This window comes from Streptomyces sp. R33, from assembly GCF_041200175.1.
GTDB classification, from domain to species: domain Bacteria; phylum Actinomycetota; class Actinomycetes; order Streptomycetales; family Streptomycetaceae; genus Streptomyces; species Streptomyces katrae_B.
This window is the reverse complement of sequence record NZ_CP165727.1, coordinates 1,849,528-1,874,977: the sequence shown is the minus strand read 5'-3', so window position 1 is coordinate 1,874,977 and position 25,450 is coordinate 1,849,528. Positions and strand designations below refer to the sequence as shown.

21 protein-coding genes are annotated in these 25,450 nt (G+C 71.8%); 13 read left to right on the top strand and 8 right to left on the bottom strand.

All coding sequences use genetic code 11. The features are described 5' to 3' along the window. Window positions 1–47: 47 nt before the first annotated feature. A complete protein-coding gene (locus AB5J51_RS08955; RefSeq protein ID WP_369780235.1) occupies window positions 48–2,918 on the top strand; it encodes an NHLP bacteriocin export ABC transporter permease/ATPase subunit in 2,871 nt (956 codons plus the stop codon). Window positions 2,919–2,946: 28 nt separating this feature from the next. On the opposite strand, the gene AB5J51_RS08950 is transcribed toward AB5J51_RS08955, so the two are convergent. Then, window positions 2,947–3,690 (bottom strand): YitT family protein, encoded by a 744-nt coding sequence (locus AB5J51_RS08950; protein WP_369777388.1) that lies wholly within the window; start codon window positions 3,688–3,690, stop codon window positions 2,947–2,949. Window positions 3,691–3,935: 245 nt separating this feature from the next. On the opposite strand from AB5J51_RS08950, the gene AB5J51_RS08945 reads away from it, so the two are divergent. Further along, a complete protein-coding gene (locus AB5J51_RS08945; protein WP_369777387.1) occupies window positions 3,936–5,762 on the top strand; it encodes a VanW family protein in 1,827 nt (608 codons plus the stop codon). 58 nt (window positions 5,763–5,820) lie between these two features. Here AB5J51_RS08945 and AB5J51_RS08940 read toward each other — a convergent pair whose 3' ends face one another. Both AB5J51_RS08940 and AB5J51_RS08935 read right to left on the bottom strand, forming a co-directional pair. Then, complete coding sequence (locus tag AB5J51_RS08940) at window positions 5,821–6,042, bottom strand: acyl-CoA carboxylase epsilon subunit (RefSeq protein WP_369777386.1); 222 nt, start codon at window positions 6,040–6,042, stop codon at window positions 5,821–5,823. Continuing rightward, window positions 6,039–7,283: a cytochrome P450 gene (locus tag AB5J51_RS08935; RefSeq protein ID WP_136225183.1), complete on the bottom strand. Its 1,245-nt coding sequence runs from the start codon at window positions 7,281–7,283 to the stop codon at window positions 6,039–6,041. The genes AB5J51_RS08940 and AB5J51_RS08935 overlap by 4 nt, the downstream gene beginning before the upstream one ends. A 204-nt stretch (window positions 7,284–7,487) precedes the next feature. On the opposite strand from AB5J51_RS08935, the gene AB5J51_RS08930 reads away from it, so the two are divergent. Genes AB5J51_RS08930 through AB5J51_RS08915 form a run of 4 tightly spaced genes read left to right on the top strand, consistent with a single transcriptional unit; the run spans window position 7,488 to window position 11,329 of the window. Continuing rightward, window positions 7,488–8,549, top strand: coding sequence for a type III polyketide synthase (locus AB5J51_RS08930; RefSeq protein ID WP_078987609.1), 1,062 nt, complete (start codon window positions 7,488–7,490; stop codon window positions 8,547–8,549). 16 nt (window positions 8,550–8,565) lie between these two features. Beyond that, window positions 8,566–9,783, top strand: coding sequence for a cytochrome P450 (locus tag AB5J51_RS08925; protein WP_053788595.1), 1,218 nt, complete (start codon window positions 8,566–8,568; stop codon window positions 9,781–9,783). Then, window positions 9,780–10,316, top strand: coding sequence for a cupin domain-containing protein (locus AB5J51_RS08920; RefSeq protein ID WP_053788594.1), 537 nt, complete (start codon window positions 9,780–9,782; stop codon window positions 10,314–10,316). Before AB5J51_RS08925 ends, AB5J51_RS08920 begins: the two co-directional genes overlap by 4 nt. A gap of 53 nt (window positions 10,317–10,369) precedes the next feature. After that, on the top strand, window positions 10,370–11,329 hold the full coding sequence (locus AB5J51_RS08915) for a hypothetical protein (protein ID WP_369777385.1): 960 nt from the start codon (window positions 10,370–10,372) through the stop codon (window positions 11,327–11,329). On the opposite strand, the gene AB5J51_RS08910 is transcribed toward AB5J51_RS08915, so the two are convergent. From AB5J51_RS08910 to AB5J51_RS08900, 3 genes are all read right to left on the bottom strand, one after another. Beyond that, window positions 11,318–12,835 carry a DHA2 family efflux MFS transporter permease subunit gene (locus tag AB5J51_RS08910; protein ID WP_133896335.1) on the bottom strand — a complete coding sequence of 506 codons (1,518 nt, stop codon included), beginning with the start codon at window positions 12,833–12,835 and terminating at the stop codon, window positions 11,318–11,320. The two genes, AB5J51_RS08915 and AB5J51_RS08910, sit on opposite strands and share 12 nt — an antisense overlap. A gap of 157 nt (window positions 12,836–12,992) precedes the next feature. Further along, the gene (locus AB5J51_RS08905) at window positions 12,993–14,093 is read right to left on the bottom strand and encodes an NUDIX hydrolase (protein WP_078987608.1); all 1,101 of its coding nucleotides are present in this window, start codon (window positions 14,091–14,093) and stop codon (window positions 12,993–12,995) included. 72 nt (window positions 14,094–14,165) lie between these two features. Continuing rightward, window positions 14,166–14,789 carry a LysE/ArgO family amino acid transporter gene (locus AB5J51_RS08900; RefSeq protein WP_053788590.1) on the bottom strand — a complete coding sequence of 208 codons (624 nt, stop codon included), beginning with the start codon at window positions 14,787–14,789 and terminating at the stop codon, window positions 14,166–14,168. Between the two features lie 69 nt (window positions 14,790–14,858). Here AB5J51_RS08900 and AB5J51_RS08895 point away from each other — a divergent pair, with 69 nt between their 5' ends. The 6 genes from AB5J51_RS08895 (at window position 14,859) to AB5J51_RS08870 (ending at window position 21,515) form a co-directional block, all read left to right on the top strand. Further along, a complete protein-coding gene (locus AB5J51_RS08895) occupies window positions 14,859–15,782 on the top strand; it encodes a LysR family transcriptional regulator ArgP (protein WP_369777384.1) in 924 nt (307 codons plus the stop codon). 9 nt (window positions 15,783–15,791) lie between these two features. Then, window positions 15,792–16,184, top strand: a complete 393-nt coding sequence (locus AB5J51_RS08890) for a molybdopterin-binding protein (RefSeq protein WP_053788588.1) — start codon at window positions 15,792–15,794, stop codon at window positions 16,182–16,184. Window positions 16,185–16,250: 66 nt separating this feature from the next. Further along, window positions 16,251–17,333 carry a magnesium/cobalt transporter CorA gene (gene corA, locus AB5J51_RS08885; protein ID WP_136225177.1) on the top strand — a complete coding sequence of 361 codons (1,083 nt, stop codon included), beginning with the start codon at window positions 16,251–16,253 and terminating at the stop codon, window positions 17,331–17,333. Window positions 17,334–17,481: 148 nt separating this feature from the next. Continuing rightward, complete coding sequence (locus AB5J51_RS08880) at window positions 17,482–18,306, top strand: chitosanase (RefSeq protein ID WP_369780234.1); 825 nt, start codon at window positions 17,482–17,484, stop codon at window positions 18,304–18,306. Between the two features lie 409 nt (window positions 18,307–18,715). Next, window positions 18,716–19,069: a DUF805 domain-containing protein gene (locus AB5J51_RS08875; protein ID WP_030297604.1), complete on the top strand. Its 354-nt coding sequence runs from the start codon at window positions 18,716–18,718 to the stop codon at window positions 19,067–19,069. A 223-nt stretch (window positions 19,070–19,292) separates the two neighbouring features. After that, on the top strand, window positions 19,293–21,515 hold the full coding sequence (locus tag AB5J51_RS08870) for an NADP-dependent isocitrate dehydrogenase (RefSeq protein ID WP_053788586.1): 2,223 nt from the start codon (window positions 19,293–19,295) through the stop codon (window positions 21,513–21,515). Between the two features lie 121 nt (window positions 21,516–21,636). On the opposite strand, the gene AB5J51_RS08865 is transcribed toward AB5J51_RS08870, so the two are convergent. After that, window positions 21,637–22,089 (bottom strand): hypothetical protein, encoded by a 453-nt coding sequence (locus AB5J51_RS08865; RefSeq protein ID WP_136225176.1) that lies wholly within the window; start codon window positions 22,087–22,089, stop codon window positions 21,637–21,639. Between the two features lie 199 nt (window positions 22,090–22,288). Between AB5J51_RS08865 and AB5J51_RS08860 the strand changes: the two genes are divergently transcribed. Beyond that, window positions 22,289–23,224, top strand: coding sequence for a cation diffusion facilitator family transporter (locus AB5J51_RS08860; RefSeq protein ID WP_369777383.1), 936 nt, complete (start codon window positions 22,289–22,291; stop codon window positions 23,222–23,224). A 12-nt stretch (window positions 23,225–23,236) separates the two neighbouring features. On the opposite strand, the gene AB5J51_RS08855 is transcribed toward AB5J51_RS08860, so the two are convergent. Next, window positions 23,237–25,450, bottom strand: a complete 2,214-nt coding sequence (locus AB5J51_RS08855) for a germacradienol/geosmin synthase (RefSeq protein WP_369777382.1) — start codon at window positions 25,448–25,450, stop codon at window positions 23,237–23,239.

The window sequence follows — 25,450 nt, the reverse complement described above, 5'->3', positions numbered from 1 at the left end:
ACCAGACGTACGAGCCCCACCAGACGTACGAGCCCCACCCGGCCCCCGTGCCGCCCGCACCCGATCCGGTCGTGGCGGCCCTCGGCGGCCTCGGCACGCCGGTCGACTGCACGGGCCTGCGCAGCCTGTCGCTGGAAGGCCCGCTCGTGCTGTGGCTCGTCGTGCGGGGCGAGCTGGACCTGTTCGCCGTCGATGCAGCCCAGGCGGGCCACTGGCACTTCCTGGGCCGGCTCGGGTCGGGCACGCTGCTCCTGGGCCCCGCCGAGGGCCCCGCCCACACGCTGACCGGGCGCCCGCTGCAGGGCTGCGTACTGCGCCGCATCGAGCTGCGCGAGCTGTACCGCCCCGAGTACGGAGCCCACGGGGCTCCCGTGGGCGGATCCTGGGGGTGGCACGCCGATCCCTGGCAGAACGGGTTCGCCGAGGCGGCGCCCAGCCCCCTCGAGGACGCCTTCGCCCGCGGCATCGGCCGCGGTCTGCACGTGCTGTACCAGGCGCCGCTGGGGGGTCGCGCCACCGCGGTCCCCGGCGGGCCCGACGAGGACATCCTGTGGATGCAGATCCCACCGGGCAGCGTGCAGTACGGCGCCGTGTACGAGACCCACGACGGCTCGGCCGGCATGTCCGCACCCGCCGGCACGCTCCTCGTCGACGGGGCCGTGTGGCAGGGCATGGTGGACCAGCAGTACCGGCTGCTGGACGCCCTGGACCGCTGGATCGAGCAGGACGAGCGCGCCCACGAGGACCGCACGGCCGCCGGCATCGAGGCCGGAGAGGCCGCCCGCACCCAGGCGGACCGCACCCTGCTCGCCTCCATCGGCCGCTCCCGCAGGGGCTCCGGCCGCGATGCCGGCCACGACGCGACGTTCGCCGTGTGCCGCCTTGTCGCGGCCGAGGCCGGCATCGCGCTGACCGAGCCGACCGGCGGCGGCGCCGCGGCCGCCGAGCGGACGGACCCCGTCGAACGCATCGCGCTGGCCTCCCGGATCCGCACCCGCGCCGTCCAGCTCGGCGGGCGCTGGTGGCGGGAGAACAGCGGACCCCTGGTGGGCCGGCGCGCGGACGACGGGACCCCCGTCGCACTGCTGTGGCGGCGCGGCCGGTACGAGGCCGTCGACCCCGCCACCGGCGCGCGCGAACGCCTCGGCCAGGGCAGCGCGGACGCCCTCGAGCCGCACGCCGTCATGTTCTACCGCCCGCTGCCCGACCGGAAGCCCGGCCTGCTGCACCTGCTGCGCTTCAGCGTGCGCGGCAGCGGCGCGGACCTGCGCAGCCTCGTCGTGGGCGGGCTGGGCGCGGTCGGCCTCGGCGCGGTCGTCCCCGTGGCCACCGGCCGCGTGCTCGGCTCGTACGTCCCGCACGCCGAGGAGAGCCTCATCGTGCAGACCGCTCTGGCGCTCATCGCGACCAGTGTGGTCTCGGCCGCCTTCATGCTGCTGCAGAACATCTCCCTCCTGCGCACGGAGGGCCGTATCGAGGCCACCTTGCAGCCGGCCGTATGGGACCGGTTGCTCCGGCTGCCGGTGACGTTCTTCGCCGGCCGCTCCACCGGGGAACTGGCCGGCGCGGCCATGGGCATCAGCTCCATCCGCACCGTGCTGTCCGGCATCGTCTCGGTGTCCCTGCAGGCGGGCACCGTCGGCACGATCAACCTCGTGCTGCTGCTTGTCTACAGCGTGCCGCTGGCGCTGGCCGCCGTCGCCATGCTGCTCGGCATCGCCGTCGTCTTCCTGGGCCTGGGGCTGTGGCAGCTCCGCTACCAGCGGCAGCTGATCAGGATCGGCAACAAGCTCGACAACCAGGCGTTCCAGACCCTGCGCGGGCTGCCCAAACTGCGCGTGGCCGCTGCCGAGAGCTTCGCGTACGCCGCGTGGGCGCGGGAGTTCGCCCGTACCCGCGAACTGCAGCAGCGCATCGGCCGGATCAAGAACGTCGTCACGGTGCTCAACGCGGTCTATCTGCCGCTGTGCACACTCGTGATGTTCATGCTGCTGGCCGGACCGGCCCGCGGCAGCATGTCCGCCGGCGAGTTCCTGACGTTCAGCACCGCCGTGACGATGATGCTGTCCTCGGCCACCCAGCTGACCGGCGCCCTCCTCTCGGCCGCCGCCGTGCAGCCGATGTTCGAGCAGGTCAAGCCGCTCCTCGCGGCGACCCCCGAGGTACGCGGCGCCAGCATCCGGCCGGGCGAGCTCAGCGGCGCCGTCGAGGTCAAGAACCTGTCCTACCGGTACGCCGAGGACGGACCGCTCGTCCTGGACGACGTGTCCTTCCAGGTGCGGCCCGGTGAGTTCGTCGCGGTCGTCGGGGCCAGCGGCTGCGGCAAGTCGACCCTGCTCCGACTGCTCATCGGTTTCGACCGGCCCGCCTCCGGCAGCGTGCTGTACGACGGCCAGGACCTGGCCGCACTGGACCAGGCAGCCGTGCGCCGCCAGTGCGGTGTCGTCCTGCAGAACGCGCAGCCGTTCTCCGGCTCGATCCTCGACTGCATCCGCGGCTCCGGCGCGTACTCCCTCGAGGAGGCGGCGGAGGCCGCCGCTCTGGCGGGCCTCGCCGAGGACATCAAGGCCATGCCCATGGGCATGCACACCGTGCTGTCCGACGGCGGCGGCACCGTTTCGGGCGGCCAGCGCCAGCGGCTGATGATCGCGCAGGCGCTCATCGGCAAACCGCGCATCCTCTTCCTGGACGAGGCCACCAGCGCGCTGGACAACGAGGCCCAGCGCGTGGTCATCGAGTCCACGCGCGCCCTGCGCGCGACCCGCATCGTGATCGCCCACCGGCTGTCCACCGTCATGGACGCCGACCGCGTGATCGTGTTGTCGGACGGACGGGTCGCCCAGCAGGGTCCGCCCGCCGAGCTGCTCGCCGATACGGCGGGCCTGTTCCACGAGCTGGTCCGCCGCCAGGTGGGGTGACCGTCGGGCCGGGTGCCCGGATCCACGGTCAGCCCTGTGCCGGAGCCCGGGCGGCAGCCGGTGCGGGCGCCGCAGCTGCGGCCCGGGCCGGATCGGCCGCGTGCGCCGGAGCTGCATCCGGGGACCGTGCTCCGGCCCGATCGCCGGCCGCCGGGAAGCCGGCCTCCCCGGGCAGGGCGAAGACGCGCAGGAAGACCTGCGAGAGCGGACCGATGGCCAGTGCGTAGGCCACGGTGCCCACGCCGGCCGTGCCGCCCAGCAGGACACCTGCCGCGAGGACCGTGAGCTCGATCCCGGTCCGCACCAGCCGCAGCGACCGCCCGGTCCGCCGGTGCAGTCCGGTCATGAGGCCGTCGCGGGGCCCCGGCCCGAAGCGGGCGGCGATGTAGAGGCCGGTCGCGACACCGTTGAGGACGATGCCCGCCGTCAGTACGGCGGCCTGCGCGAGCGCGGCGTGCAGGTCCGGCATCATCGCGAGCGTGGCGTCCATGGACAGGCCGACGGCGAACACGTTCGAGACGGTGCCCAGCCCCGGCCGCTGCCGCAGGGGCACCCACAGCAGCAGGACCAGCGCCCCGACGGCCACGGACACCGTGCCGATGCTCCACCCGGTGAGCTCGGCGAGCCCCTGGTGGAAGACGTCCCACGGGTCCAGCCCCAGACCGGCGCGGACCAGGAGCGCCGAGCTCGCGCCGTACAGCGCGAGCCCGACGTAGAGCTGCAGGAGTCGACGCGTGAGACGCCGCGCGGGGCGGGCGGGGGCGAGGGACACCGGTGGAGCCTTTCCGGGAGCCAAAGACCGAACAGGCCTCACGATGTGGCATCCCCCGAGCGGCCGGACAGGGCCAATCCAACCTAAGTGGCCTTACTTGGGTGGCTTCGGTTCCGGTGCCCTGCCGACCGGTCCCCCTCGTGAGAACAGGCACATTTTTGCCCCGGTTAGTCCGAATTGGTGAATGCTGGTTCCCGGTCCACCCCGACGTACCAGCGCCACCGGCACCGGCAGAGACGAGAGACATGCGACGCGTACACCGCCTCACGATCAACCGGCGGACAGCCCTCCCCCTCGTGGGCGGCGCTGCCGTCCTCGGCTTCGGCGGCCTCTACCTCACCGGTCTGGCCGTGGCGGGCGACGCCATCGCCGACGGCACCCACGTACGAGGGATCGACATCGGCGGCATGAGCCGTACGGAGGCCCAGGCGGCCCTCGACCGCACGCTCGGCCAGGCCGCTGCCGCCCCGATCGAGCTGCGGATCGGCGACCGCACCGAGAAGGCCGCCCCCGCCGCCTTCGGGCTGTCCCTGGACACCGCCGCCACCGTCGACCGCGCCGCGCAGGCCGGAGCGGACCCCGTCACCGTGATCGGGCGGCTGCTCACCCCGGCCGAGGACCGCGAGGTCGAGCCCGTGATCCGTACGGACGGCCCGACGAGCCCGGCCGACGTCGACCGGATCGCCGCCGCCGGACGGCAGGCCCGTGACGGCGACGTCACCTTCGAGGGCGGCACCGCCAAGGCCACCGCCCCCGTCACCGGAATCGCCGTGCGCGCCGACCAGGCGGCCGACACCGTCCGCGCCGCCTATCTGCGCCCGCAGGGCGGTCCGGTCGCGCTCCCCGTGGACCAGAAGCCGCCCGCGGTGGGTCAGCAGGAGACCGCACGGGCCCTGAAGGAGTTCGCCGAGCCCGCGATGTCCGGCCCGATCACCCTCACCGTGGCCCAAAAGCCCGTGATCCTCACCCCCGCCGTGCTCGGCCGGCACCTCGCGGTCGAGCCCGACGCCCGCGGACGGCTGGTTCCCAAGCTCGACGCCAAGGGGCTGCTGGCCGAGCCCGCGGTCGCCCGGCAGGTGGCCGCGGCCACCAGTCCGTCCCGCGGGGCCACCTTCCGCGTCGATTCCGCCGGCCGGGCGGTCGTCGCCCAGGACGGGCGCTCGGGGATCCAGGTCACCGAGAAGGCGTTCGCCGACGCCGTCGTCCCGCTGCTGACGCGCTCGGGCGCCGCCCGGAGCGGTGTGGTCGCCGTGAAGACGGTCCAGCCGCGGCTGACCGCCGAGAACGCACAGCGCCTCGGCATCAAGGAGAAGGTCTCGTCCTTCACCGTCAACTTCCCCGCCGCCCCGTACCGCACCACCAACATCGGCCGCGCCGTGGAGCTGATCAACGGATCCGTCGTACTGCCGGGCGAGACGTGGAGCTTCAACAAGACGGTCGGTGAGCGGACCAAGGAGAACGGCTTCGTCGACGGCATCATGATCAACGACGGCCAGTTCGTGAAGTCGCCCGGCGGCGGGGTCTCGGCGGTCGCGACGACCATGTACAACGCCATGTTCTTCGCGGGCGTCAAGCCGCTGGAGCACGGGGCCCACTCCTTCTACATCGAGCGGTACCCCGAGGGCCGCGAGGCCACCGTCGCCTGGGGCACCCTCGACCTGCGCTGGAAGAACGACTCCGGCCACGCGATCTACGTGCAGGCCGAGTCCACCGACACCTCGGTCACCATCAGCCTGCTCGGCACGAAGAAGTACGACGAGATTCGCGCCACCCACGGCCCGCGGACGAACGTCACCCCGCCGGCCAAGCGCACGGGCTCCGGTCCGACCTGCGAGGTGCAGACCCCGCTGGAGGGCTTCGACGTCGCCGTCGACCGGGTCTTCGTCCAGGGCGGGCAGGAGGTCAAGCGGGAGACCTACCGTACGCACTACACCCCGCGCGACGAGGTCACCTGCGATCCGCAGACCCCGGCGAGCCCGGCCGCCCCGACGCCCCCGGCCGCCCCGACGCCCCCGGCCGGCCAGGCGACCGCGACCCCGGCCCCGGCCGCGCCGAAGCCGGCCCGCGCCTGACGGACCGCCGCCGACGGGGCCCGGACGGCCGGGCCCCGTCGGCGCCGCCGTGCCCCCGCTAGACGAGGGGGGAGGCCGGGCGGGCGCGCCACGACTGCGCGGGATGGTGCACGACCGACGGCAGGTTGCGGTCCCAGTGGGCCCGCCGGTGCCGGGCGGAGTGCGGAGCCCGGGGCACGTGGGCCGTGCGCGCCAGGATGACCAGGGCGGCCGTGAGGGCCGCCAGTTCTATGTGGTCCGGGGTGCCCCGGACCACCCTTATCCGGTGCCGGCGTATCACCAGGACACCGGAAGGGTCTTGGGCCCGCGGATCAGCGCGCCGGCCTGCCATTCGATCTGCTCGCGCGGCACGGCCAGGGCCAGGCGCGGGTAGCGGTCGAGCAGCGTGGTGACGATGATCTCGGACTCCATACGGGCCAGCATCGAGCCGACGCAGTGGTGGGGCCCGTTCCCGAAGGCCATGTGGGCGATGGGACCGCGGTCGAAGTCCAGCGTGTCGGGGTTCGGGAAGACCTCGGGGTCGCGGTTGGCCGCCAGGTACGAGGAGTACACCGTCTCGCCCGCCTTGACCGTGACGCCGGCGATGTCCACGTCCCGCGTGGCGATCCGCGGGAGGCCCACTCCGCTGCGGTGCGGGATGAAGCGCAGCAGCTCGTCGACGGCCTGGGGGATCAGCTCCGGCTCCCTGCGCAGCCGTTCGAGGTGCTCCGGATGGGTGAGCAGGGCGAAGACCATGTTGGCGCTGTTGTTGCGTACCGCGTGCGCACCGCTCACCAGGATCGCGGTGGCGATGGAGACGGCCTCCGGATCGGTGATCTCACCGGCGTCGGCGGCCGCGGCGAGGACCCCGGCGAGGTCGTCGCTCTGCTTCTCCCGCCGCATGGCGAGCAGCGCGACGACGCACTCGCGCACCGTCTTCAGGGCGTCGGTGCTCTTGTCGGGCGCCGGGCCGGGGGTCATGATCACGTTCGCCCACGAGGTCATGTTCTTGCGCATGTCCTGCGGCATCCCCAGCAGGTCGGCGACGGCCGCGAGCGGGAACGGGCCGTGCAGGTGCTCGACCAGGTCCGCCGGCGAGCCGTGCCGCTCCATGCCGTCCAGCAGGCTGTCGGCGGTCCGCTGCACGGTCGGCCGCAGCTTCTGCATGCTCTTGCCGGTGAAGGCCCGTGCGACCACGCGGCGCATGTCGTTGAGGCGCGGCGGGTCGGCGTAGTTCATGGACGCCTGCTGCGAGGCGATGGCGTGCGGGGAGGAGGCGGTGATCGTGCGGCCGACCAGTTCCTGCCTGCTGAAGCGCGGGTCGGTGGTGGCCGCCTTCACGTCGGCGTAGCGGGACATCAGCCAGGCGCTGCCCTGGCCGTACGGCAGCTGGATCCGGGCGGCGCGTTTGTCCCGCAGGCGGTCGTGCAGGAACGGGTCGAAGTCGAGCGCCTCGAAGTCGTCCAGGTTCCAGCAGTGCACCGGTTCGCCCGAGACCGGGTCCGTGTCCGGATCGAGGGCCGTGTGCGGGTCTGACGTCATGGTTCATCTCCCTGCGTGGATGTCACCCCCCAAGGCGCGATTCCGCGGGAAATCGGCACAGCCATCCCTTCCCTCTCGTCACACGCTCCGCTGCCTCCACGGCGCAGCGTCACCGGATTGGCTCATGTCCCCAACGCCGTAGTCCCGCGCGCGCATCGGCCAAAGGTCCGTGAGGCTGTGTCAGACACGAAAGGAGAGCCACCCATGGCGACTCTGTGCAGGCCAACGGTGTGCGTGCCCGAGCACGTGATCACGATGGAGCAGACCCTGGATCTGTGCCGTTCGGTGCACGCGGACCATCCGCAGCTCGACCTGGCGCTGCGTCTGATCCGCAACACCGGCGTCGCGAAGCGGCACATCGTGCGCCCCATCGAGGAGACCCTCAAGCACCCCGGTTTCGAATCGCGCAACGCGGTGTACGAGGTCGAGGCCAAGGAACGGGTCCCGGCGGTGGTGCGGCAGGCGCTGGAGGACGCGCAGCTGCGTGCGAAGGACATCGACATGATCATCTACGTGTCGTGCACGGGCTTCATGATGCCCTCGCTGACCGCTTGGATGATCAACGCGATGGGCTTCAGGACGGACACCAAACAGCTTCCCATCGCCCAGCTGGGCTGTGCGGCGGGCGGGGCGGCGGTCAACCGGGCCCACGACTTCTGCACCGCCTACCCCGAGGCGAACGCGCTGATCGTGTCCTGCGAGTTCTGCTCGCTCTGCTACCAGCCCAGTGACCTGGAGGTCGGCAACCTGCTCTCCAACGGCCTGTTCGGCGACGGCGTCGGCGCCGCCGTGGTCCGCGGCAAGGGCGGCACCGGCATGGAACTGCACCGCAACAGCTCGTACATCATCCCCCAGACAGAGGACTGGATCATGTACGACGTCAAGTCCACCGGGTTCCACTTCAAGCTCGACCGGCGGGTGCCCGGGACCATGGAACCGCTCGCCCCCTCCCTCAAGGAGCTCGCGAAAGCCCATGGGTGGGACGCCGCCGCACTGGATTTCTACATCATCCACGCCGGTGGGCCCCGCATCCTGGATGACCTGAGCAAGTACCTCGGTGTGGCACCCGAGGCATTCCGCTTCAGCCGGGCCACACTGACCGAGTACGGCAACATCGCCAGCGCCGTCGTCCTGGACGCACTGCGCCGAATGTTCGACGAGAACGCCACCGCCGACGCCGCGCGGGGCCTGCTGGCCGGTTTCGGCCCGGGCATCACCGCAGAGATCTCGCTGGGCAGCTGGACCTCGGAACGAGGGACCGGGTGAGGGAGGAATCCGAAGAATGCTGAAGGACGGCCCCGCAACCTCAAGGCCACCCATCACGCACTGGCCCACCCCGGCTCTGGACGGGGTCGACTTCGACCCCGTCCTCGCCGAACTGATGCAGGCGGGTCCGATCACCCGGATCCGCCTGCCGAACGGAAGCGGCTGGGCCTGGCTCGTCTGCCGGTACGACGACGTGCGCATGGTGGCCAACGATCCCCGGTTCAGCCGCAAGCTCGTCGCGGAACACGATGTCACCCGGCTGGCCCCCCACTTCATCCCCGCACCGGGCGCGGTCGGGTTCGAGGACCCGCCCGACCACACCCGGCTGCGGCGCACCGTCGCCGCGGCCTTCACCACCAGCGGGGTGGAGTCCCTGCGCACCCGGGCCAAGGAGATGCTCGACGCCCTCGTCGACGGGATCCTGCGCGACGGCCCGCCCGTGGACCTGACCGAGCGCCTGCTCGCGCCCTTCCCGCTCGCCGTCGTGTGCGAGCTGATGGGCGTCCCGGAGGCCGACCGGCCCATGGTCCACGAATGGACCAGCCTGATCCTCTCCTCGGCCCAGGGCGCCGAACGCAGCGAACAGGCGAAGAACGACATGTGCGCCTACCTGGGCGGGCGCATGCGCAGCGGGGAAGTGGCCGGCGGTGACAGCGTCATCGGGCTCCTCGTCAAGGCCGTCGAAGCCGGCGAGGTCACCGCCGAGGAGGCCACCGGACTCGCCCTGCTCATCCAGATCGGGGGCGAGGCCGTCACCAACAACGTCGGCAACATGGTCTACATCCTCCTCACCCGGCCGGACCTGATGGAACGGATGCGGAGCGAGCCCGGCCTGCGGCCCTCGGCGCTCAACGAGCTGCTGCGCTACATCCCGCACCGCAACGCCGTCGGCCTCTCCCGGATCGCCCTCGAGGACGTCACCGTGGCCGGCCAGCTCATCCGGGCGGGCGAAGCCATCTACGTCTCCTACCTCGCGGCCAACCGCGACCCGGAGGTCTTCCCCGACCCCCACGAGCTGCACCTGGACCGCAACCCCAACCCGCACGTCTCCTTCGGGTACGGACCCCACTTCTGCCCCGGGAACATGCTGGCCCGCCTCGAGTCCGAACTGCTCGTGGACGCACTGCTCGACCGCTTCGCGGACCTGCGCCTCAGCGTCCCCCCGAGCGAGCTGGGCTGGCGGCCCGGTGCCCTCATCCGCGGGCCCGAAGGTCTGCCCGTGACCTGGTCATGACCGCGCACATCGCCCGCGACGGGCTGCTCGTCCCACCGGGTCACGGCCGCAAGCTGCACACCGACGCCCAGCAGGTCACGTTCAAGGTCACCGGGGAGCACTCCTCGGTGGCCTCGAGCTTCGAGGTCGTCGTACCGCCCGGTTTCGACGTCGGGGCACACCTGCACACCCGGAGCGAAGAACTGTTCTACGTCCTGGAGGGTGAACTCGACGTCATGGCCTTCGAGCCGCGCGTGCGTTCCGGGGACGACTGGAGACACTGGGAAGCGCTCGACGGACGTCAGGTCGTCCGTGCCACGCCCGGAACCGTCATCGTGGTTCCGCCCGGTTGTCCGCATGCCTTCGCGAACCCCACCGGCGAACCGGCCCGGATGTTCTTCCAGGCCTCACCGCCGCCCGATCACGAGCGGTACTTCGAGGAGCTCCTCGAGCTGCTCGACACGAGCGCCACCCCGGATCCCGCAGCGGTCCGCGAACTGCGGATGCGCTACGACATCGAACAGCTCACGCCCCTGCGCCACGAGCTGTCCTGACGACCGACCCCGCACGACATTCCCACCCAACACCATGCTCGGGAGCAAAATCGATGCTGCGCACTCGCCGCACCCTACGCACCGCCTCGTACACCCTGGCCGGCACGATCGCCGTCGCCGCCTCGTTCGTGACGGGCCCGGCCCAGGCGGCCGAACCCCTGCCGTCCCACTGGTGCTACGTCAACGGTGTCGAGGCCCCGCCCGGACAGGAGGTACGCGGCACGTCGGCCGACGACACCATCCTGTGCGAGAACGACGTCGAGAACGCGATCATCTACGGCGGTGGCGGCAACGACAACATCCGGGTCAAGGGCATGCTCATCGACGCCCAGGTGCTCGGCGGCGAGGGTGACGACACGCTCCAGGTCAACAACCTCTCCCCGCGCAACGGCAACGCGTCGGTGCGCGGCGGTGCGGGCAACGACACCATCATCACCGCCCTCGTGGTGGGCACGGCGGCGCACGGGGCCTCCGTCTACGGCGACCACGGCGACGACAAGATCACCACGGGCAGCGTCATGGGCCAGCCGGGCGAGTACGAGCGCGGCGGCGGCCAGGTCTTCGGCAACGACGGCAACGACCTGATCCGCACGGGCAACATCGACCTCGGCGGCCGGGTCCTCGGCGGCAGCGAGAACGACATCATCGAGCCCAAGTCGGTGGGCGCGGAGTCCGCGGGCATCGTCCAGGGCGGTCCCGGCAACGACACGGTCCGCGGCCTGAACGACAGCGTCCTGACGATCGGCCCGGGCTACGGCCAGGTCGACGGCGGGATCGGGACCAACTCCTGCCGGGTGAAGCACTTCTCGACCGGCGACCGGGTCCGTAGCTCGATGGCCAACTGCCTGATGGCCGACGGCACCCCCGTGGCCCCGGTCACTCCCGCCAAGCCGGCCTCGCAGGCGGCTCCCGTGGCCCCCGCCAAGCCGGCCTCCCCGGCGGCTCCCATGGCCCCCGCCAAGCCCGCCTCCCCGGCGGCTCCCGCGGCCCCCGGCGCCCACTCACCGCGCTGACGGGCGGCGGCCCCCGGGCGCGCCGTGTGCCCGCTCCATGGACAGGCCGCCGGGAAGCAGGAGCAGGGTCAGCACCGCGCCGACGACGAAGATCGCCGCCGATGCCGTGAAGACCGTGCGGTAACCCTCCAGGGCAGCCCGCGCCATCAACTCCGGCGCGGGCTGCCGGCCCGCCAGGGAGCGGGTGACGGCTCCGGCGGCAAGGGTGCTCATCAGCGCCGTGCCGACGGAGCCGCCCGTCTGCCGCATGGCGTTGACCGTCGCGGAGCCGACACCGGCGTCCCGCGGGTCGATGCCCGCCGTGCCGAGGTTCATCGCGGCGGCCGTGATCAGGCCCATGCCCAGCCCCGTCGCCACTTGGCCCGGCAGGACGTCGACGACGTAGGAGCCGGTCGCCGTCAGGTTCGCCAGCCAGGCCATGCCGCACGCCGACAGCAGCATCCCGGTGACGATGCGCGGACGCCCGCCGATCCTGCCGAGCAGCCCCATGTTGCTGCCGATCGCGCCGATCATGGTGCAGCCGGACATCGGCATGAAGGCCAGGCCGGTCAGGGCCGGGCTGTAACCGCGGGTGTGCTGCAGGTAGTACGTGAGGAACAGGAACACCCCGAACATGCCGACCCCGGTGATGAACACGGACGCGAGCGCCGTGCCCCGGACCCGGTCGAGCACGATACGCAGCGGCAGCAGCGGGTGTGCACTGCGGCCCTGCCACCAGACGAACGCGGTGAGCAGGACGGCGCCGGTGGCCAGGAAACCCAGGGTGTGCACGGACTGCCAGCCGTGGGAGCCGGGCTTGGCCAGGCCGTAGACCAGGCAGAACAGCCCGGACGAAGCCAGCAGCGTGCCGGGCAGGTCCAGTCGGGGAGGGGTGGTCGGGGCCGGCCGCTTGAGCAGCAGCACACCGCCGACGACGGCGACGGCGGCGAAGAGCAGGTTCACGTACATCGTCGCGCGCCAGCTCAGGTGCTCGGTGAGGAATCCGCCCAGCAGCAGCCCCACGGCGCCCCCGGACGCGGCGAGCGATCCGAACACGCCGAAGGCCTTGCCGCGTTCGGCGGGGGCGGAGAACGTGGTGGTGAGCAGCGAGAGCGCGGCCGGAGCCAGCAGCGCCGCGAACACGCCTTGCAGGGCGCGGGCCGTGACGAGGACCCCGAACGTGGCGGCGGCCCCCCCGAGGGCGGAGGCCGCGGCGAATCCGATCTGCCCGAGGAGGAAGGCCCGCCGCCGCCCGAACTTGTCGGCGAGCCGCCCGCCGAGCAGCAGCAGGCTGCCGAAGGTGATCGCGTACGAGGTCACCACCCACTGCCGCTGGTCGTCGGAGAACCCGAGGCCGGCCTGGGCCGAGGGCAGGGCGATGTTCACGATGGTGGCGTCGAGGACGACCATGAGCTGGGCGAGGCCGATGACGCCGAGGATCCACCACCGGCGCGGATCGGGCTGTGCGGCGGCGTCGGCGACGGCTGGAGTGGTACTGGTACCGGGGCGGGTCGGCTCTGCGGACATGGTGGTGCTCCATGGGTTCCGCTCGTTCTCGCTGGCGAGAGTGCGTGCGCGTATGCGTGTGCGTGGACTGTCTGGTTCGACGATGCGCGAGCCGGCCCCGTCGCCCACGCGCCACGCCACGATGCCGTCCGGATGGAGCAGCGAGCGTTCGTTTCTGCTAGGCCTTCTCCGGCTTGCCGGAGGGATCCTTCTTCCTCTTCCGCGGGGTGCCGGCGGGGCGGCCGGCGTGGAGTTCCAGCGGGCCCGTGCCCTCGGTGCGGGCGCGCAGGCAGGCCTCGATCTGGCGGCGCAGGGACGGTTTGACCAGGGCGCGCAGCTCCCCGGCCGGCACCGCTCGCCAGCGGAGCAGCTCGAAGGGGGCGAGCCGGATCCGGCCCAGGGCGGCGCCGTCCAGGACCCCGCCGTCGTAGAGGAAGCGGATGCGGGCCGGATAGCCGGGCTTGTGCGCCCAGTTCACGCCGAGCAGCCGGCCCGGCTCGAGGTCGAGGCCGAGTTCCTCGTGCACCTCCCGGCGGGCGGCGGCCCGCGGGGTCTCGCCCAGGTCGCTGTCGATCCCGCCGCCCGGCAGGTTCCAGCGGCCCGGCCTGCCGTACGAGGGCTCCACCAGCAGGATCCGGCCGGCGGAATCGGTGAACAGCACGCTCGCCGCGGTGAGGGCCTTGGGGCGGGCGGCCCGGTGGCTCGCGGCGTCGAAGGAACCGGCGTGTTCGAGGGCCGTACGCCGCGCCGGGTCCAGCCCCGCCGACGAGCCGGGCTGGGCCACGCCGTCGACGAGGTGCGCGAGGGAGCCGGAGTGGAGGGCGTCCAGGCCGGCGCGCAGCCGGGGCGCGATCCGGGCGGGCAGCGCCGCGTACGCCTCCTGCGGGGGGAGCCAGCGGGCGGCGGCGATCTCGCCGTCCGCGAAGGAGATCGCGGCGGCCTGCTCCGGCGAGAGCGGCCCGACGAGGTGGACGTGGGCGATCAGGGAGCGGCCGAGGGAGCCGGGCCGCCGGGAGTCCACGGCCAGCAGCCGGCCGACCGGCACGGAGAGGTCCAGCTCCTCCTTCAGCTCGCGGGCCAGCCCCTCCTCCGGGGTCTCGGTGTCCTCGACCGTGCCGCCCGGCAGTTCCAGGTCCGCCTTGTACGAGGGCGTCAGTACGAGGACCCGCCCGTCGGTGTCCAGCACGATGCCGGTGGCGGCGACGAGCGGGGACGGCCGGGCGGCGTAGTACGCGCGCACCGCATCGGGGGAGGGGTGGTCGGACGGGCGGTCGGGCACGGCGGGCTCCTGTGGTCGCGCGGAGGTACGGGGGGATCCGTGCCCCGCGCGCAGGCCCGCCGCAGTCCGCGGTCAGGCCCGGGCCAGGAGCATCCCGCCCATCGTGACCATGGTCGCCGCGACGAGCCCGTCCAGCACCCGCCAGGCCGAGGGGCGCGCCAGCAGACCGCCGAGCAGCCGGGCGCCGTAGCCGAGCGTGCCGAACCAGATCAGGCTGGCCAGCCCGGCCCCGATGCCGAAGGCCCAGCGCAGGTCGCCGCGGTCGGCGGCGAGGGATCCGAGCAGCAGCACGGTGTCCAGGTAGACGTGCGGGTTGAGCCAGGTCATGGCCAGGCAGGTCAGCACGGCCCGGCGGCGGGACCCGGCGGTGGCGCCGCCGGTGTCCAGTGCGGCGCCCGGGGTGGGGCGGAGCACCCGGCGGGCGGCGAGGAACCCGTAGCAGATGAGGAACCCGCCGCCGGCGATGGCGACCGCGGTCAGGGCGGCCGGCCAGGCGGTGACGAAGGCGCCGACGCCCGCGACGCCGAGGGCGATGAGGACCGCATCGGAGAGCGCGCAGATCGCGACCACGGCGAGGACGGCCTGCCGACGGGCCCCCTGTCGCAGGACGAAGGCGTTCTGTGCGCCGATGGCGACGATGAGGGAGAGTCCGGTGCCGAAGCCGGCGAGGGCCGCCGCGATGATGCCGTGTGTCATGTCTTCGACCGTAGGCAGCGGCATGGTTTCAGTACAGCTAAAGATTTTTACGTACCCTTAGCGCTCGTGATGGACGAGCTTCCCCTGGACCAGGTACGGACCCTCCTCGCCGTCGTGGACGAGGGCACCTTCGATGCGGCTGCCGCTGCCCTGCACGTGACCCCGTCCGCCGTCAGCCAGCGGGTCAAGGCGCTGGAGCAGCGGACCGGGCGGGTGCTGCTGATGCGGACGAAGCCGGTCCGGGCGACCGAGTCCGGACAGGTGGTGGTCCGGTTCGCCCGGCAGCTCGCCCGGCTGGAGCGGGACGCGCGGGCCGAGCTCGGGATGGCGCAGGAGTCGGGCGGCCCGGTGCGGCTGCCGATCGCGGTCAACGCGGACTCGCTCGCGACCTGGTTCCTGCCGGCGCTCACGCAGGTGCCGCAGGATCCGCCGGTCTTCTTCGAACTGCACCGGGAGGACGAGTCGCACACGACGGCGCTGCTGCGGGAGGGCCAGGTCATGGCGGCGGTCACCTCCTCGCCGGACCCGGTGGCGGGGTGCACCGTACGCAGGCTCGGACTGGCGCGGTACCTGCCGGTGGCGAGCCCCGGGTTCGTGGCGCGCCACCTCGCGGCCGGGTCGCTCGAGGACGGTCTGCGGGAGGCACCGGTGATCGTGTTCGACCGGCGGGACGTGCTCCAGGACGTGTTCGTACGGTCGCTGACCGGCGATCAGGACGCCGGGGCCGGGCCGCTGCGCCACCACGTGCCGACCTCGGAGGGGTTCTGCGACGCGGTGGCGGCCGGGCTGGGCTGGGGACTGGTGCCCGAGCCGCAGGCGGAGCCGCTGGTGCGCGCGGGCGGGCTGGTGCTGCTGGTGCCGGGGCGGCCGCTGGACGTGCCCCTGTACTGGCAGCAGTGGAAGCTCGACTCCCCGGCGCTGTCGACGGTGGCGGAGGTGATCGCGGCCTCGGCGGCCGAGGCACTGCGCCAGGACGGGACGCGGCACCCGTAAGCTGCGGCCATGGAGTCCTACACGATCGGCCAGGCTGCGCGGCTGCTCGGCGTGAGCGTCGACACCGCCCGGCGCTGGGCGGATGCCGAGCGGTTCCCCACCCGCCGGGAGGGCACGCGGCGGATGGTGGACGGGCCGGACCTGGCCGCGTTCTGCGTGGAGGCCGCCCAGGAGGGCGCCGACGCCGAGGACGCCCCGTACACCTCGGCGCGCAACGCCTTCCCGGGCATCGTCACCGCCGTCAAGCTCGGTACCGTCGACGCCCAGGTCGAGATCCAGGCGGGTCCCCACCGCGTCGTGTCGCTGCTGACCCGGGAGGCGGTGGAGGAACTCGGCCTCGAGGTGGGGGCGCGGGCCGTGGCCCGGGTGAAGTCGACGAGCGTGTTCATCGACAGGGTCTGACGGGGCCCGATCGGCGACGGTGGCAGACTGGCCGCTGATCCGCCGAAGGGAAGTACCCCGTTGTCCATGTTCAGCAACTTGCGCCGGGCCGTGCGTCGCGGCTACAGGCGGGCCGTCGACCTGAGCCACCCGTCCCGCTCCCCGCTCGGCAGCGCGGTGGTCAACTGCGTGGTCTACGTGGACGGTGCACGGCAGGACGGCTGCGCCGAGGCCGAGGAAGCGCTGCGACGGGTCCGCAAGACGGGCGACGGGTTCGTCTGGATCGGCCTGCACGAACCGGCGAAGGAGGAACTCGCCGGGCTCGCCGAGCTGTTCGGCCTGCACCCCCTCGCCGTCGAGGACGCCGTGAACGCGCACCAGCGCCCCAAGGTGGAGCGGTACGACGACATACTGTTCTCCGTCTTCAAGACGGTGCGTTACGTGGAGCACGAGGAGCTCACCGCCACGAGCGAGGTCGTGGAGACGGGCGAGCTGATGGCGTTCACCGGCGACGACTTCGTCATCACCATCCGGCACGGCGGCCACGGCACGCTCGGCCCCGTCCGCGAGAGCCTGGAGGCGACGCCGGAGCAACTGGCCAAGGGCCCGTCGTCCGTTCTGCACGCCATCGCCGACCACGTCGTCGACGACTACGTGGCCGTCACGGACGCGGTGCAGAACGACATCGACGCCGTCGAGACCGCCGTCTTCAGCGAGTACGGTGGCCGCGGCGACGCCGGCCGCATCTATCAGCTCAAGCGCGAACTGCTGGAACTGCGCCGGGCGGTGGCCCCGCTGAGCCGGCCGCTCCAGCACCTGGCCACACAGCCGATACCGGTCATCCCGCCGGACGTCCGCGCGTACTTCCGTGACGTCGCGGACCACCTGACCCGGGCCACCGACCAGATCGGCGCGTACGACGGCCTGCTCGACTCCATCCTGCAGGCGCACCTCGCGCAGGTGACCGTCGCGCAGAACGAGGACATGCGCAAGATCACGGCGTGGGCGGCCATCGTCGCCGTGCCGACCATGGTCTGCGGGGTCTACGGCATGAACTTCGACAACATGCCCGAGCTGCACTGGACGTACGGCTATCCGATCGTGGTCGGCGTCATGGCCCTCGCCTGCTACGCCATTCACCGGGGCTTCCGCCGCAACGGCTGGCTCTGAGCCGCGGGTTGACCACCGGCCCCCTCCGCACGCGTGGCGTGCACGGGTATTGAGCTGTCCCGAGCTCTGGTAGTAAAGTTTCCTAACGAAGTTGGGTAAGCCTCAACTCCCCCATGGAGGCCTTGTGTTCACCCCCCACCGCAAGAGAATGGCCATCGGCGCCCTGCTCGGCAGCGCCCTGCTCGCCGTACCGGTGACCGCCCACGCCACCGCGGCACCCGCCCCCGCTTCCGCCCCTGCTTCCGCCGCCGTGTCGGCCGCGGCCGTCGGACTCGACGATCCGGCGAAGAAGGACATCGCCATGCAGATCGTCTCCAGCGCGGAGAACTCCTCGCTGGACTGGAAGGCGCAGTACAAGTACATAGAGGACATAGACGACGGCCGCGGCTACACGGCCGGCATCATCGGCTTCTGTTCCGGCACCGGCGACATGCTCGACCTCGTCGAGTACTACACCGACGTCAAGCCGGGCAATGTGCTCGCCAAGTACCTTCCGGCCCTCCGTCAGGTCGACGGCACCGACTCGCACAAGGGCCTCGACCCGAACTTCACCAAGGACTGGGCGAAGGCGGCCCAGGACGGCGAGTTCAAGAAGGCCCAGGACCACGAGCGCGACCGGGTCTACTTCAACCCCGCCGTCAAGCAGGGCAAGTCCGACGGGGTCGGCACGCTCGGCCAGTTCATCTACTACGACGCCATCGTCATGCACGGCGACGGCACCGACTCCACCAGCTTCCGCAACATCCGCAAGCGGGCCCTGTCCAAGGCCAAGCCCCCGGCGCAGGGCGGCAACGAGACGACCTGGCTCAACGCCTTCCTCGACGCCCGCGTCTGGGCGATGAAGCAGGAGGAGGCGCACAGCGACACCAGCCGTGTCGACACCGCGCAGCGGGTCTTCCTCAAGAAGGGCAACCTGAACCTCAACACCCCGCTCGACTGGAAGGTCTACGGGGACCCGTTCCACATCGGCTGAACCGGTCGGTGCGTCCACGGCGTCCACGTCCCGTGCCCGGCCCCCGGCCGGCGCGGGACGTCCGCGCGTGCGGCGGCCGGTTCAGGTCGCAGAGCCGTAACGATGTGGGCGCGGGCGGGCCCGCTCCGGGAGTTGCGGGGCCCCGCGCGTGCCGGCCCGGAGCGGATCAGGGGACTCTCCAACCTCACAAATAGGGCCCCGTCACCCCTGTTTCGTCACCCCGTGTGACCTGACACGACCAGTGGGTCCCCAATGGCTCCCGGTACCGGTGTTTTTGGTCGATGGACCCCAGGAAAGCGGTACTTCCGGCGACTTGAGAACTGGCTTGACCGCCACATAAGCGGGGCATAAGTTCTGCCTCGGCTTGCTCCAGCAGGACGGGCCGACGAACCGTCCTCAGGGGGGACCCATGCACTACTACACCGACGTCCTGAAGAAGTACACCGTCTTCTCCGGCCGCGCCCGCCGGCAGGAGTACTGGATGTTCACCCTCTTCAACCTGATCGCCCTGATCATCGTCGCCGTCCTCGACAACGCGATCGGCACCTACCCGCTCCTCTACGCGATCTACGCGCTGGCCGTCTTCCTCCCGGGCCTGGCCGTGGGTGTCCGCCGCCTGCACGACACCGGCAAGTCCGGCTGGTGGATGTTCATCGCCCTCGTCCCGCTGATCGGCGGCATCTGGCTCCTCGTCCTCATGGCGACCGAGGGCCAGCCGCAGCCGAACCAGTACGGCCAGAACCCGAAGGCCGTCCAGGCCTGACCAGGCCCGCAAGCCTGAGCGTCTGAATCACCCGAGCGCCGCCCCCGGCTGGAAACAGCCGGAGGCGGCGTTTCGCCGTTCCGCGGGGTCGCGGAGGACCGGGGTGACGCGCGTCTCCTCGAGAACTCGGGGAGGGGGCTGTCCGGACCGGCCCGATCACGAGATATCTTGATGTCGAGCAATGTTGCAGACGAGAGACGCAGACTGTGGAGCGGAGCATCCGGTGACTGACTCGACCATCATCTACACGCACACTGACGAGGCCCCGGCCCTCGCGACGTATTCCTTCCTGCCTGTGATCCAGGCCTACGCGTCGACGGCCGGTGTGAATGTCGAGACCCGTGACATCTCCCTGGCCGGTCGCATCATCGCCAGCTTCCCGGAGCACCTCGAGGAGGGCCAGCGGATCGCCGATGCCCTCGCCGAGCTCGGCGAGCTGGCGAAGACGCCGGAAGCGAACATCATCAAGCTGCCCAACATCTCGGCTTCGATCCCGCAGCTGAAGGCCGCGGTCGCCGAGCTCCAGGGCCAGGGCTACGCGCTCCCGGACTACCCGGACGACCCGAAGACCGACGAGGAGCGCGAGATCCGCGCCCGCTACGACAAGGTCAAGGGCAGCGCCGTCAACCCGGTCCTGCGTGAGGGCAACTCCGACCGCCGCGCCCCCGCCTCGGTCAAGAACTACGCCAAGGCCCACCCGCACCGCATGGGCGCCTGGAGCCCCGAGTCGAAGACGAACGTCGCCACCATGGGCGAGAACGACTTCCGCTCCACCGAGAAGTCCGCCGTGATCGCCGAGGCCGGCACGCTCCGCATCGAGCACGTCGCCGCCGACGGCGCGACGACCGTCCTGCGTGAGTCCGTACCGGTCCTGGCCGGCGAGGTCGTGGACGCGTCCGTCCTGCACGTCGACGCGCTGCGCACCTTCCTGGACGCGCAGATCGCCCGCGCCAAGGCCGAGGACGTCCTGTTCTCCGTCCACCTCAAGGCCACGATGATGAAGGTCTCCGACCCGATCGTCTTCGGCCACGTGGTCCGCGCGTTCTTCCCGAAGACCTTCGCGAAGTACGGCGAGGTCCTGGTCGCCGCCGGCCTGTCCCCGAACGACGGCCTCGGCACCATCCTCAACGGCCTCGACGGCGTCCCGCACATCGGCGCCGAGATCAAGGCCTCCTTCGAGGCCGAGATCGCCGAGGGCCCGGCCCTCGCGATGGTCGACTCGGACAAGGGCATCACCAACCTGCACGTCCCGTCCGACGTCATCGTCGACGCCTCCATGCCGGCCATGATCCGTACCTCCGGCCACATGTGGGGCCCGGACGGCAACGAGGCCGACACCCTCGCGGTCCTCCCGGACAGCAGCTACGCGGGCGTCTACCAGGCCGTCATCGACGACTGCCGCGCGCACGGCGCCTTCGACCCGTCCACCATGGGCTCGGTGCCGAACGTCGGCCTCATGGCCCAGAAGGCCGAGGAGTACGGCAGCCACGACAAGACCTTCGAGATCGCCGCCGCGGGCACCGTCCGCGTCGTCGACGCCGCGGGCAACACGGTCCTGGAGCAGGAGGTCGCCGCCGGCGACATCTTCCGCGCCTGCCAGACCAAGGACGCGCCGATCCAGGACTGGGTCAAGCTCGCCGTCACCCGCGCCCGCGCCACCGGCGTCCCGGCCGTCTTCTGGCTCGACGAGGGCCGCGCGCACGACGCGCAGCTGATCGCCAAGGTCAAGACGTACCTCGCCGACCACGACACCGACGGTCTCACCATCGAGATCCTCTCCCCGGTCAAGGCCACCGCGTACTCCCTGGAGCGCATCCGCCGCGGCGAGGACACCATCTCGGTGACCGGCAACGTCCTGCGCGACTACCTGACCGACCTGTTCCCGATCCTGGAGCTGGGCACCAGCGCCAAGATGCTGTCGGTCGTCCCGCTGATGAACGGCGGCGGCCTCTTCGAGACGGGCGCCGGCGGCTCCGCCCCGAAGCACGTCCAGCAGCTCGTCAAGGAGAACTACCTGCGCTGGGACTCCCTCGGTGAGTTCCTCGCGCTGGCCGTCTCCTTCGAGCACCTCGCGACCACCACCGGCAACGCCCGCGCCCAGGTGCTGGCCGACACCCTGGACCGCGCGACCGGCACCTTCCTCAACGAGGACAAGTCGCCGAGCCGCAAGCTGGGCGGCATCGACAACCGCGGCAGCCACTTCTACCTCGCCCTGTACTGGGCGCAGGAGCTGGCCAAGCAGACCGACGACGCCGCGCTGGCCACCGCGTTCGAGGCGCTCGCCAAGACGCTGGGCGAGCAGGAGGAGACCATCGTCGGCGAGCTCATCGCCGTCCAGGGCTCCCCGGCCGACATCGGCGGCTACTACCAGCCCGACGCCGCGAAGGCCTCGGCGGTCATGCGGCCGTCCGCGACCTTCAACCAGGCGATCGCGACCCTCGCGTAAGGCCCGGATGTCCTGACGGGTCCGCCCCGGTCGGCAGTCGCCGACCGGGGCGGACCCGTCTGCGGACCCGGCCGGTGGAGGAGTGGAAGCGGGTGGCCTGGCCCCCTGGGGGCCGTCCGGATCAGAGGCGGTGGACGCGTTCCCCCTCGAAGGCCAGCGGCGAGCGCCCCGCGGCCAGGATGCGCAGCCCCGGGGCGGCCGTGAGCAGGCGCCGCAGCCAGGCCAGCGCCTCCGGTGCGAGGTGTTCGGTGCCGTCCAGGACCAGCAGCATGTCCCGCTCCGCGAGCCACGAGACGGCGTCCGTCGTCCCGTAGGGCAGGAACGGCATGCCCGGCACGCAGCCCAGCGCGGCCGTCAGTTCGCGGACGCCGAAGGGCCGGCACAGCATGACGACGGCCGCGCCGTCGCAGAAGTTGGACGAGAGCCGCTCGGCGATCTCCCGCACCAGCCGGCTCCGCGGCTCCCGGAACCGCCCGGTGATGGTCAGCAACCGCCCCCGCCGGACGGCGGTCAGCAGCTGCGACAGCTCGTCGGACGTCGCTGGAAGCGTGCCGGTCCGGCCTGGATCCCTCATCGGCACGATGCCCCCCATTGCATGCGTGTCCCATGCGCGGCCAAGGGTTCATTCGCGCCGCGTAGCGATGATTATGCGCCAGTTCTGCCGGATGGCCAGGGGAATGTCGGATTCCGGATAAGTTGTACACGCGGCGCGCTTTTGTCCATACAGCCAGGTGGGGCCCCGTGACGAGCGCCGACGACCGTCCTGTGGTCGGATGCTGATCATGGGTCATGACCACGGAGCTCCCCCGGCGACCGCCGGAACCGTCAGCGGGACCTTCCGGACCCGCCTGCTCTGGACCATCGGCATCAGCGCCACGATCACCCTGATCCAGGTCGTCGGCTCCGTGCTCTCCGGCAGCCTGGCCCTGCTCGCCGACGCCGCGCACAGCCTCACCGACGCCGTCGGCGTCTCCCTGGCGCTCGGCGCCGTCACCCTCGCCCAGCGCGCCCCGACCCCGCGCCGCACCTTCGGCTTCTACCGGGTCGAGATCTTCTCGGCCGTCCTGAACGCCGTACTGCTCCTCGCCATCTTCGTCTGGGTCCTCTACACCGCCGTTCGCCGCTTCAGCGAACCCGTCGAGGTCAAGGGCGGGCTGATGTTCGGCGTCGCCGTTCTGGGCCTGGCCGCCAACGGCGTCGGCCTGTGGCTGCTGCGCGACGCCAAGGAACACAGCCTCAACCTGCGCGGCGCCTACCTCGAGGTGCTCGGCGACGCCCTGGGCTCCGTGGCCGTGATCATCGGCGGCCTCGTCATCCTGCTCACCGGATGGCAGGCCGCCGACCCCATCGCCTCCATCGTCATCGGCCTGCTCATCGTCCCGCGCGCCTACGGACTGCTGCGCGACGCCGCCCACGTCCTGCTGGAGGCCACCCCGCAGGACATGGACCTCGCCGACGTCCGCCGGCACCTCCTGGCGGAGCCGGGCGTACTGGAGGTGCACGATCTGCACGCCTGGACCGTGACCTCCGGCATGCCCGTCCTGACCGCGCACGTCGTGGTCGCCGCCGAGACCCTGCGCGGCGAGGAGCACGGGCGGCTGCTCGCCCGGCTGCAGGCCTGCGTCGGCGACCACTTCGACGTGGCCCACTCCACCCTCCAGCTGGAACCGGAGGGACACGCGGAAGACGAACGGGCCGTGCACACCTGACCGCAGCCGTCCTCACGCCCACCCGGCCCGGTGCGGTGCCCGGGGCAGCGCACCGGCGCCCGCCGCCACCACCGGATCGGTCCGCCGCGCGTGGTGCCGTTTCAAGTCCTCCTCCCGGTAGCGCCGGGTCTCCGCGTGCCAGGTGGAGATCCCGGCGATCCACTGCTTGAGCTCGTCCGCGTACCGGTCCAGTGCCTCCCGCGCCGCCGCGTCCAGCCCGAAGTCCCGGTACATGGCGGGGAACTCCTTCTCCAGCACGTGCTCGAACTGCTTCATCCGCGAGGTCATCAGATCGTTCACGACCCCGAGCGCCGTCCGGTAGTCGCAGCCGAAGAAGGTCTCCGTGACGACCAGCATGTTGAGCAGCTCGCCCTCGTACTCCACCTCCTTCTGGTACGAGTACACGTCGTTCATCAGCGCCGAGTAGTCGAAGGCCGCCGCCTCCAGCGACTGCATCGCGGCGCTCCCGTAGACCTCCTGCGGTACGACGTCCATGTGGGCCATCCGGGCCAGCGAGGCCGTCATGGGAGAGCCGAAGGTCACCCGGCGCATCTCCAGGTAGTCCACCGGGTCCGGCACCCGGTGGGCCGCCTGGTTCTCCACCTCCCACAGCCAGCTGTCGAGCACGGCGTCCATCGCCGCCCGGAACATGCGCCGCCCGGCCGGCGCCATCGGCGTGATCGTGCGCAGCCAGACGTCGGCGAGCCCCCGTTCCAGCGCGTTCACCGGGGGAGCGGTGGGCACCCCGGGCTCCAGCGGCATGAGCGCGCGCAGCCGGGCGTCCTGGGCCCGGGCCCCGGCCAGGTCGCGGGTGGCGCCGAAGCGGATCGGGTAGAGGTCGTCCGCGTACGTGCCCCAGCTCAGCCAGGCCGCGCTGACATCGAGGTCCGCGGCCGAGGCCTTCGGGTCGATGCCCGCCGAGCAGAGCGCGAAGTCGAAGTCGACGGCCTTGTCCTCCCACCACAGGCCCTCGTCGAACATCCCCATCGCACGGTTCCACTCCACCAGCCGCCCGCGGGCGCCCTCCAGGTGCGGGTTGAGCCGGTTCGGGTACGGCAGGTAGAACTCCGGGATCACGGACGGGCCCACCGGGTGCGGGGTGCGGGTGTGCCGCCGGAGTCGGTCCGCGCCGCCGGTGATGCCCAGCAGCGCCTTGAGGCCGGAGGTGGCGCTGCCCAGCCCGGAGGGTCCGGCGGGCAGGCCGGACCGCCGGTTCATGTAGCGGCTGGAGCGCAGGTGCCATTCGTGGCCGCCGGACTGCCAGTCCTGCAGCCCGCGGGCGTACGTGAGCACCGCCGCGACCTGTTCCGGGGTCAGGCCGGCCCGCGCGAACATCGGGGGCAGCTCGGCGAAGAAGGTGTGCTCGAACTGCTGGAGGCGTGAGGTGAGCAGCCGGTTCAGCTGATCGGCCGCCTCCTGGGTGGTGCACCCGAAGAAGGTCTCCAGCACCAGCACCCCGTTGCTGAGTTCGCCCTCCTTGCCCACCTCCCGCTCGTACGAGAACAGGTCGTTGCGGAAGTGCACCGAGTCCGCGAAGCAGTCGCGCAGCACGCGCAGCGGCCGCTCGGCGGAGACGGCGGCGGGCACTTCGGCGCCCACGGCGTGCTCGACGAGCCCCGCCGACCAGGGCGCGCCGCCGACCTTGCGGCGCTGTTCGACGTACTCGACCGGATTGGCGACCCGGCCGATGCTGATGTTGTCGAGCTCCCACAGGGACTCCACGAGGAGATTGCGGGTGCTGGTCGAGAAACGGGCGATCCAGTCCGGCGAATGCCCGGGCACGGTCCGGGCCCACAGGTCGGCGAGCCCCGCCTCCACCGGGTTGCGGGGCTCGGGGGCCCGCGCGTTCACGTCGTGTCCGGGTGGGCCGTCGGGCATGAACAGGGCCAGCCGTTCCAGCGCGGTGTGCCCGCCCGCCCGGTCGCCGGGGCGCTTGAAGACCTCCAGGAACCAGTCGTCGAAGAAGAACACCCACACGTACCAGTCGGTGACGAGCGAAAGCATCGAAGCATCGCACTCGGGGTGGGTGTAGGCGCACAGCAGTGCGTAGTCGTGCGCCTCCAGGTCGGCCTGCTCCCATACGCCGGAGCCCTCCAGCATGCCCATGCCGCGGGCCCAGTCGAGGGCGTGCGCGCGGGCGCGGGCCAGGTGCGGATTGAGGCGGGCGGGGTGCGGGACGTAGAACTCGGGCAGTTCGAAGGGCTGCGCGCTCCCTGTGCTGCTCAT

What these genes read in the sequence shown, in the direction of transcription:
- corA (WP_136225177.1), top strand. Translation starts at nt 16,251, where the DNA reads ATGTTCAGCAACTTGCGCCGGGCCGTGCGTCGCGGCTACAGGCGGGCC.
- AB5J51_RS08935 (WP_136225183.1), bottom strand. Translation starts at nt 7,283, where the DNA reads ATGACGTCAGACCCGCACACGGCCCTCGATCCGGACACGGACCCGGTC.
- AB5J51_RS08875 (WP_030297604.1), top strand. Translation starts at nt 18,716, where the DNA reads ATGCACTACTACACCGACGTCCTGAAGAAGTACACCGTCTTCTCCGGC.
- AB5J51_RS08945 (WP_369777387.1), top strand. Translation starts at nt 3,936, where the DNA reads ATGCGACGCGTACACCGCCTCACGATCAACCGGCGGACAGCCCTCCCC.
- AB5J51_RS08895 (WP_369777384.1), top strand. Translation starts at nt 14,859, where the DNA reads ATGGACGAGCTTCCCCTGGACCAGGTACGGACCCTCCTCGCCGTCGTG.
- AB5J51_RS08900 (WP_053788590.1), bottom strand. Translation starts at nt 14,789, where the DNA reads ATGACACACGGCATCATCGCGGCGGCCCTCGCCGGCTTCGGCACCGGA.
- AB5J51_RS08925 (WP_053788595.1), top strand. Translation starts at nt 8,566, where the DNA reads ATGCTGAAGGACGGCCCCGCAACCTCAAGGCCACCCATCACGCACTGG.
- AB5J51_RS08865 (WP_136225176.1), bottom strand. Translation starts at nt 22,089, where the DNA reads ATGAGGGATCCAGGCCGGACCGGCACGCTTCCAGCGACGTCCGACGAG.
- AB5J51_RS08915 (WP_369777385.1), top strand. Translation starts at nt 10,370, where the DNA reads ATGCTGCGCACTCGCCGCACCCTACGCACCGCCTCGTACACCCTGGCC.
- AB5J51_RS08880 (WP_369780234.1), top strand. Translation starts at nt 17,482, where the DNA reads ATGGCCATCGGCGCCCTGCTCGGCAGCGCCCTGCTCGCCGTACCGGTG.
- AB5J51_RS08890 (WP_053788588.1), top strand. Translation starts at nt 15,792, where the DNA reads ATGGAGTCCTACACGATCGGCCAGGCTGCGCGGCTGCTCGGCGTGAGC.
- AB5J51_RS08910 (WP_133896335.1), bottom strand. Translation starts at nt 12,835, where the DNA reads ATGTCCGCAGAGCCGACCCGCCCCGGTACCAGTACCACTCCAGCCGTC.
- AB5J51_RS08930 (WP_078987609.1), top strand. Translation starts at nt 7,488, where the DNA reads ATGGCGACTCTGTGCAGGCCAACGGTGTGCGTGCCCGAGCACGTGATC.
- AB5J51_RS08920 (WP_053788594.1), top strand. Translation starts at nt 9,780, where the DNA reads ATGACCGCGCACATCGCCCGCGACGGGCTGCTCGTCCCACCGGGTCAC.
- AB5J51_RS08860 (WP_369777383.1), top strand. Translation starts at nt 22,289, where the DNA reads ATGCTGATCATGGGTCATGACCACGGAGCTCCCCCGGCGACCGCCGGA.
- AB5J51_RS08855 (WP_369777382.1), bottom strand. Translation starts at nt 25,450, where the DNA reads ATGAGCAGCACAGGGAGCGCGCAGCCCTTCGAACTGCCCGAGTTCTAC.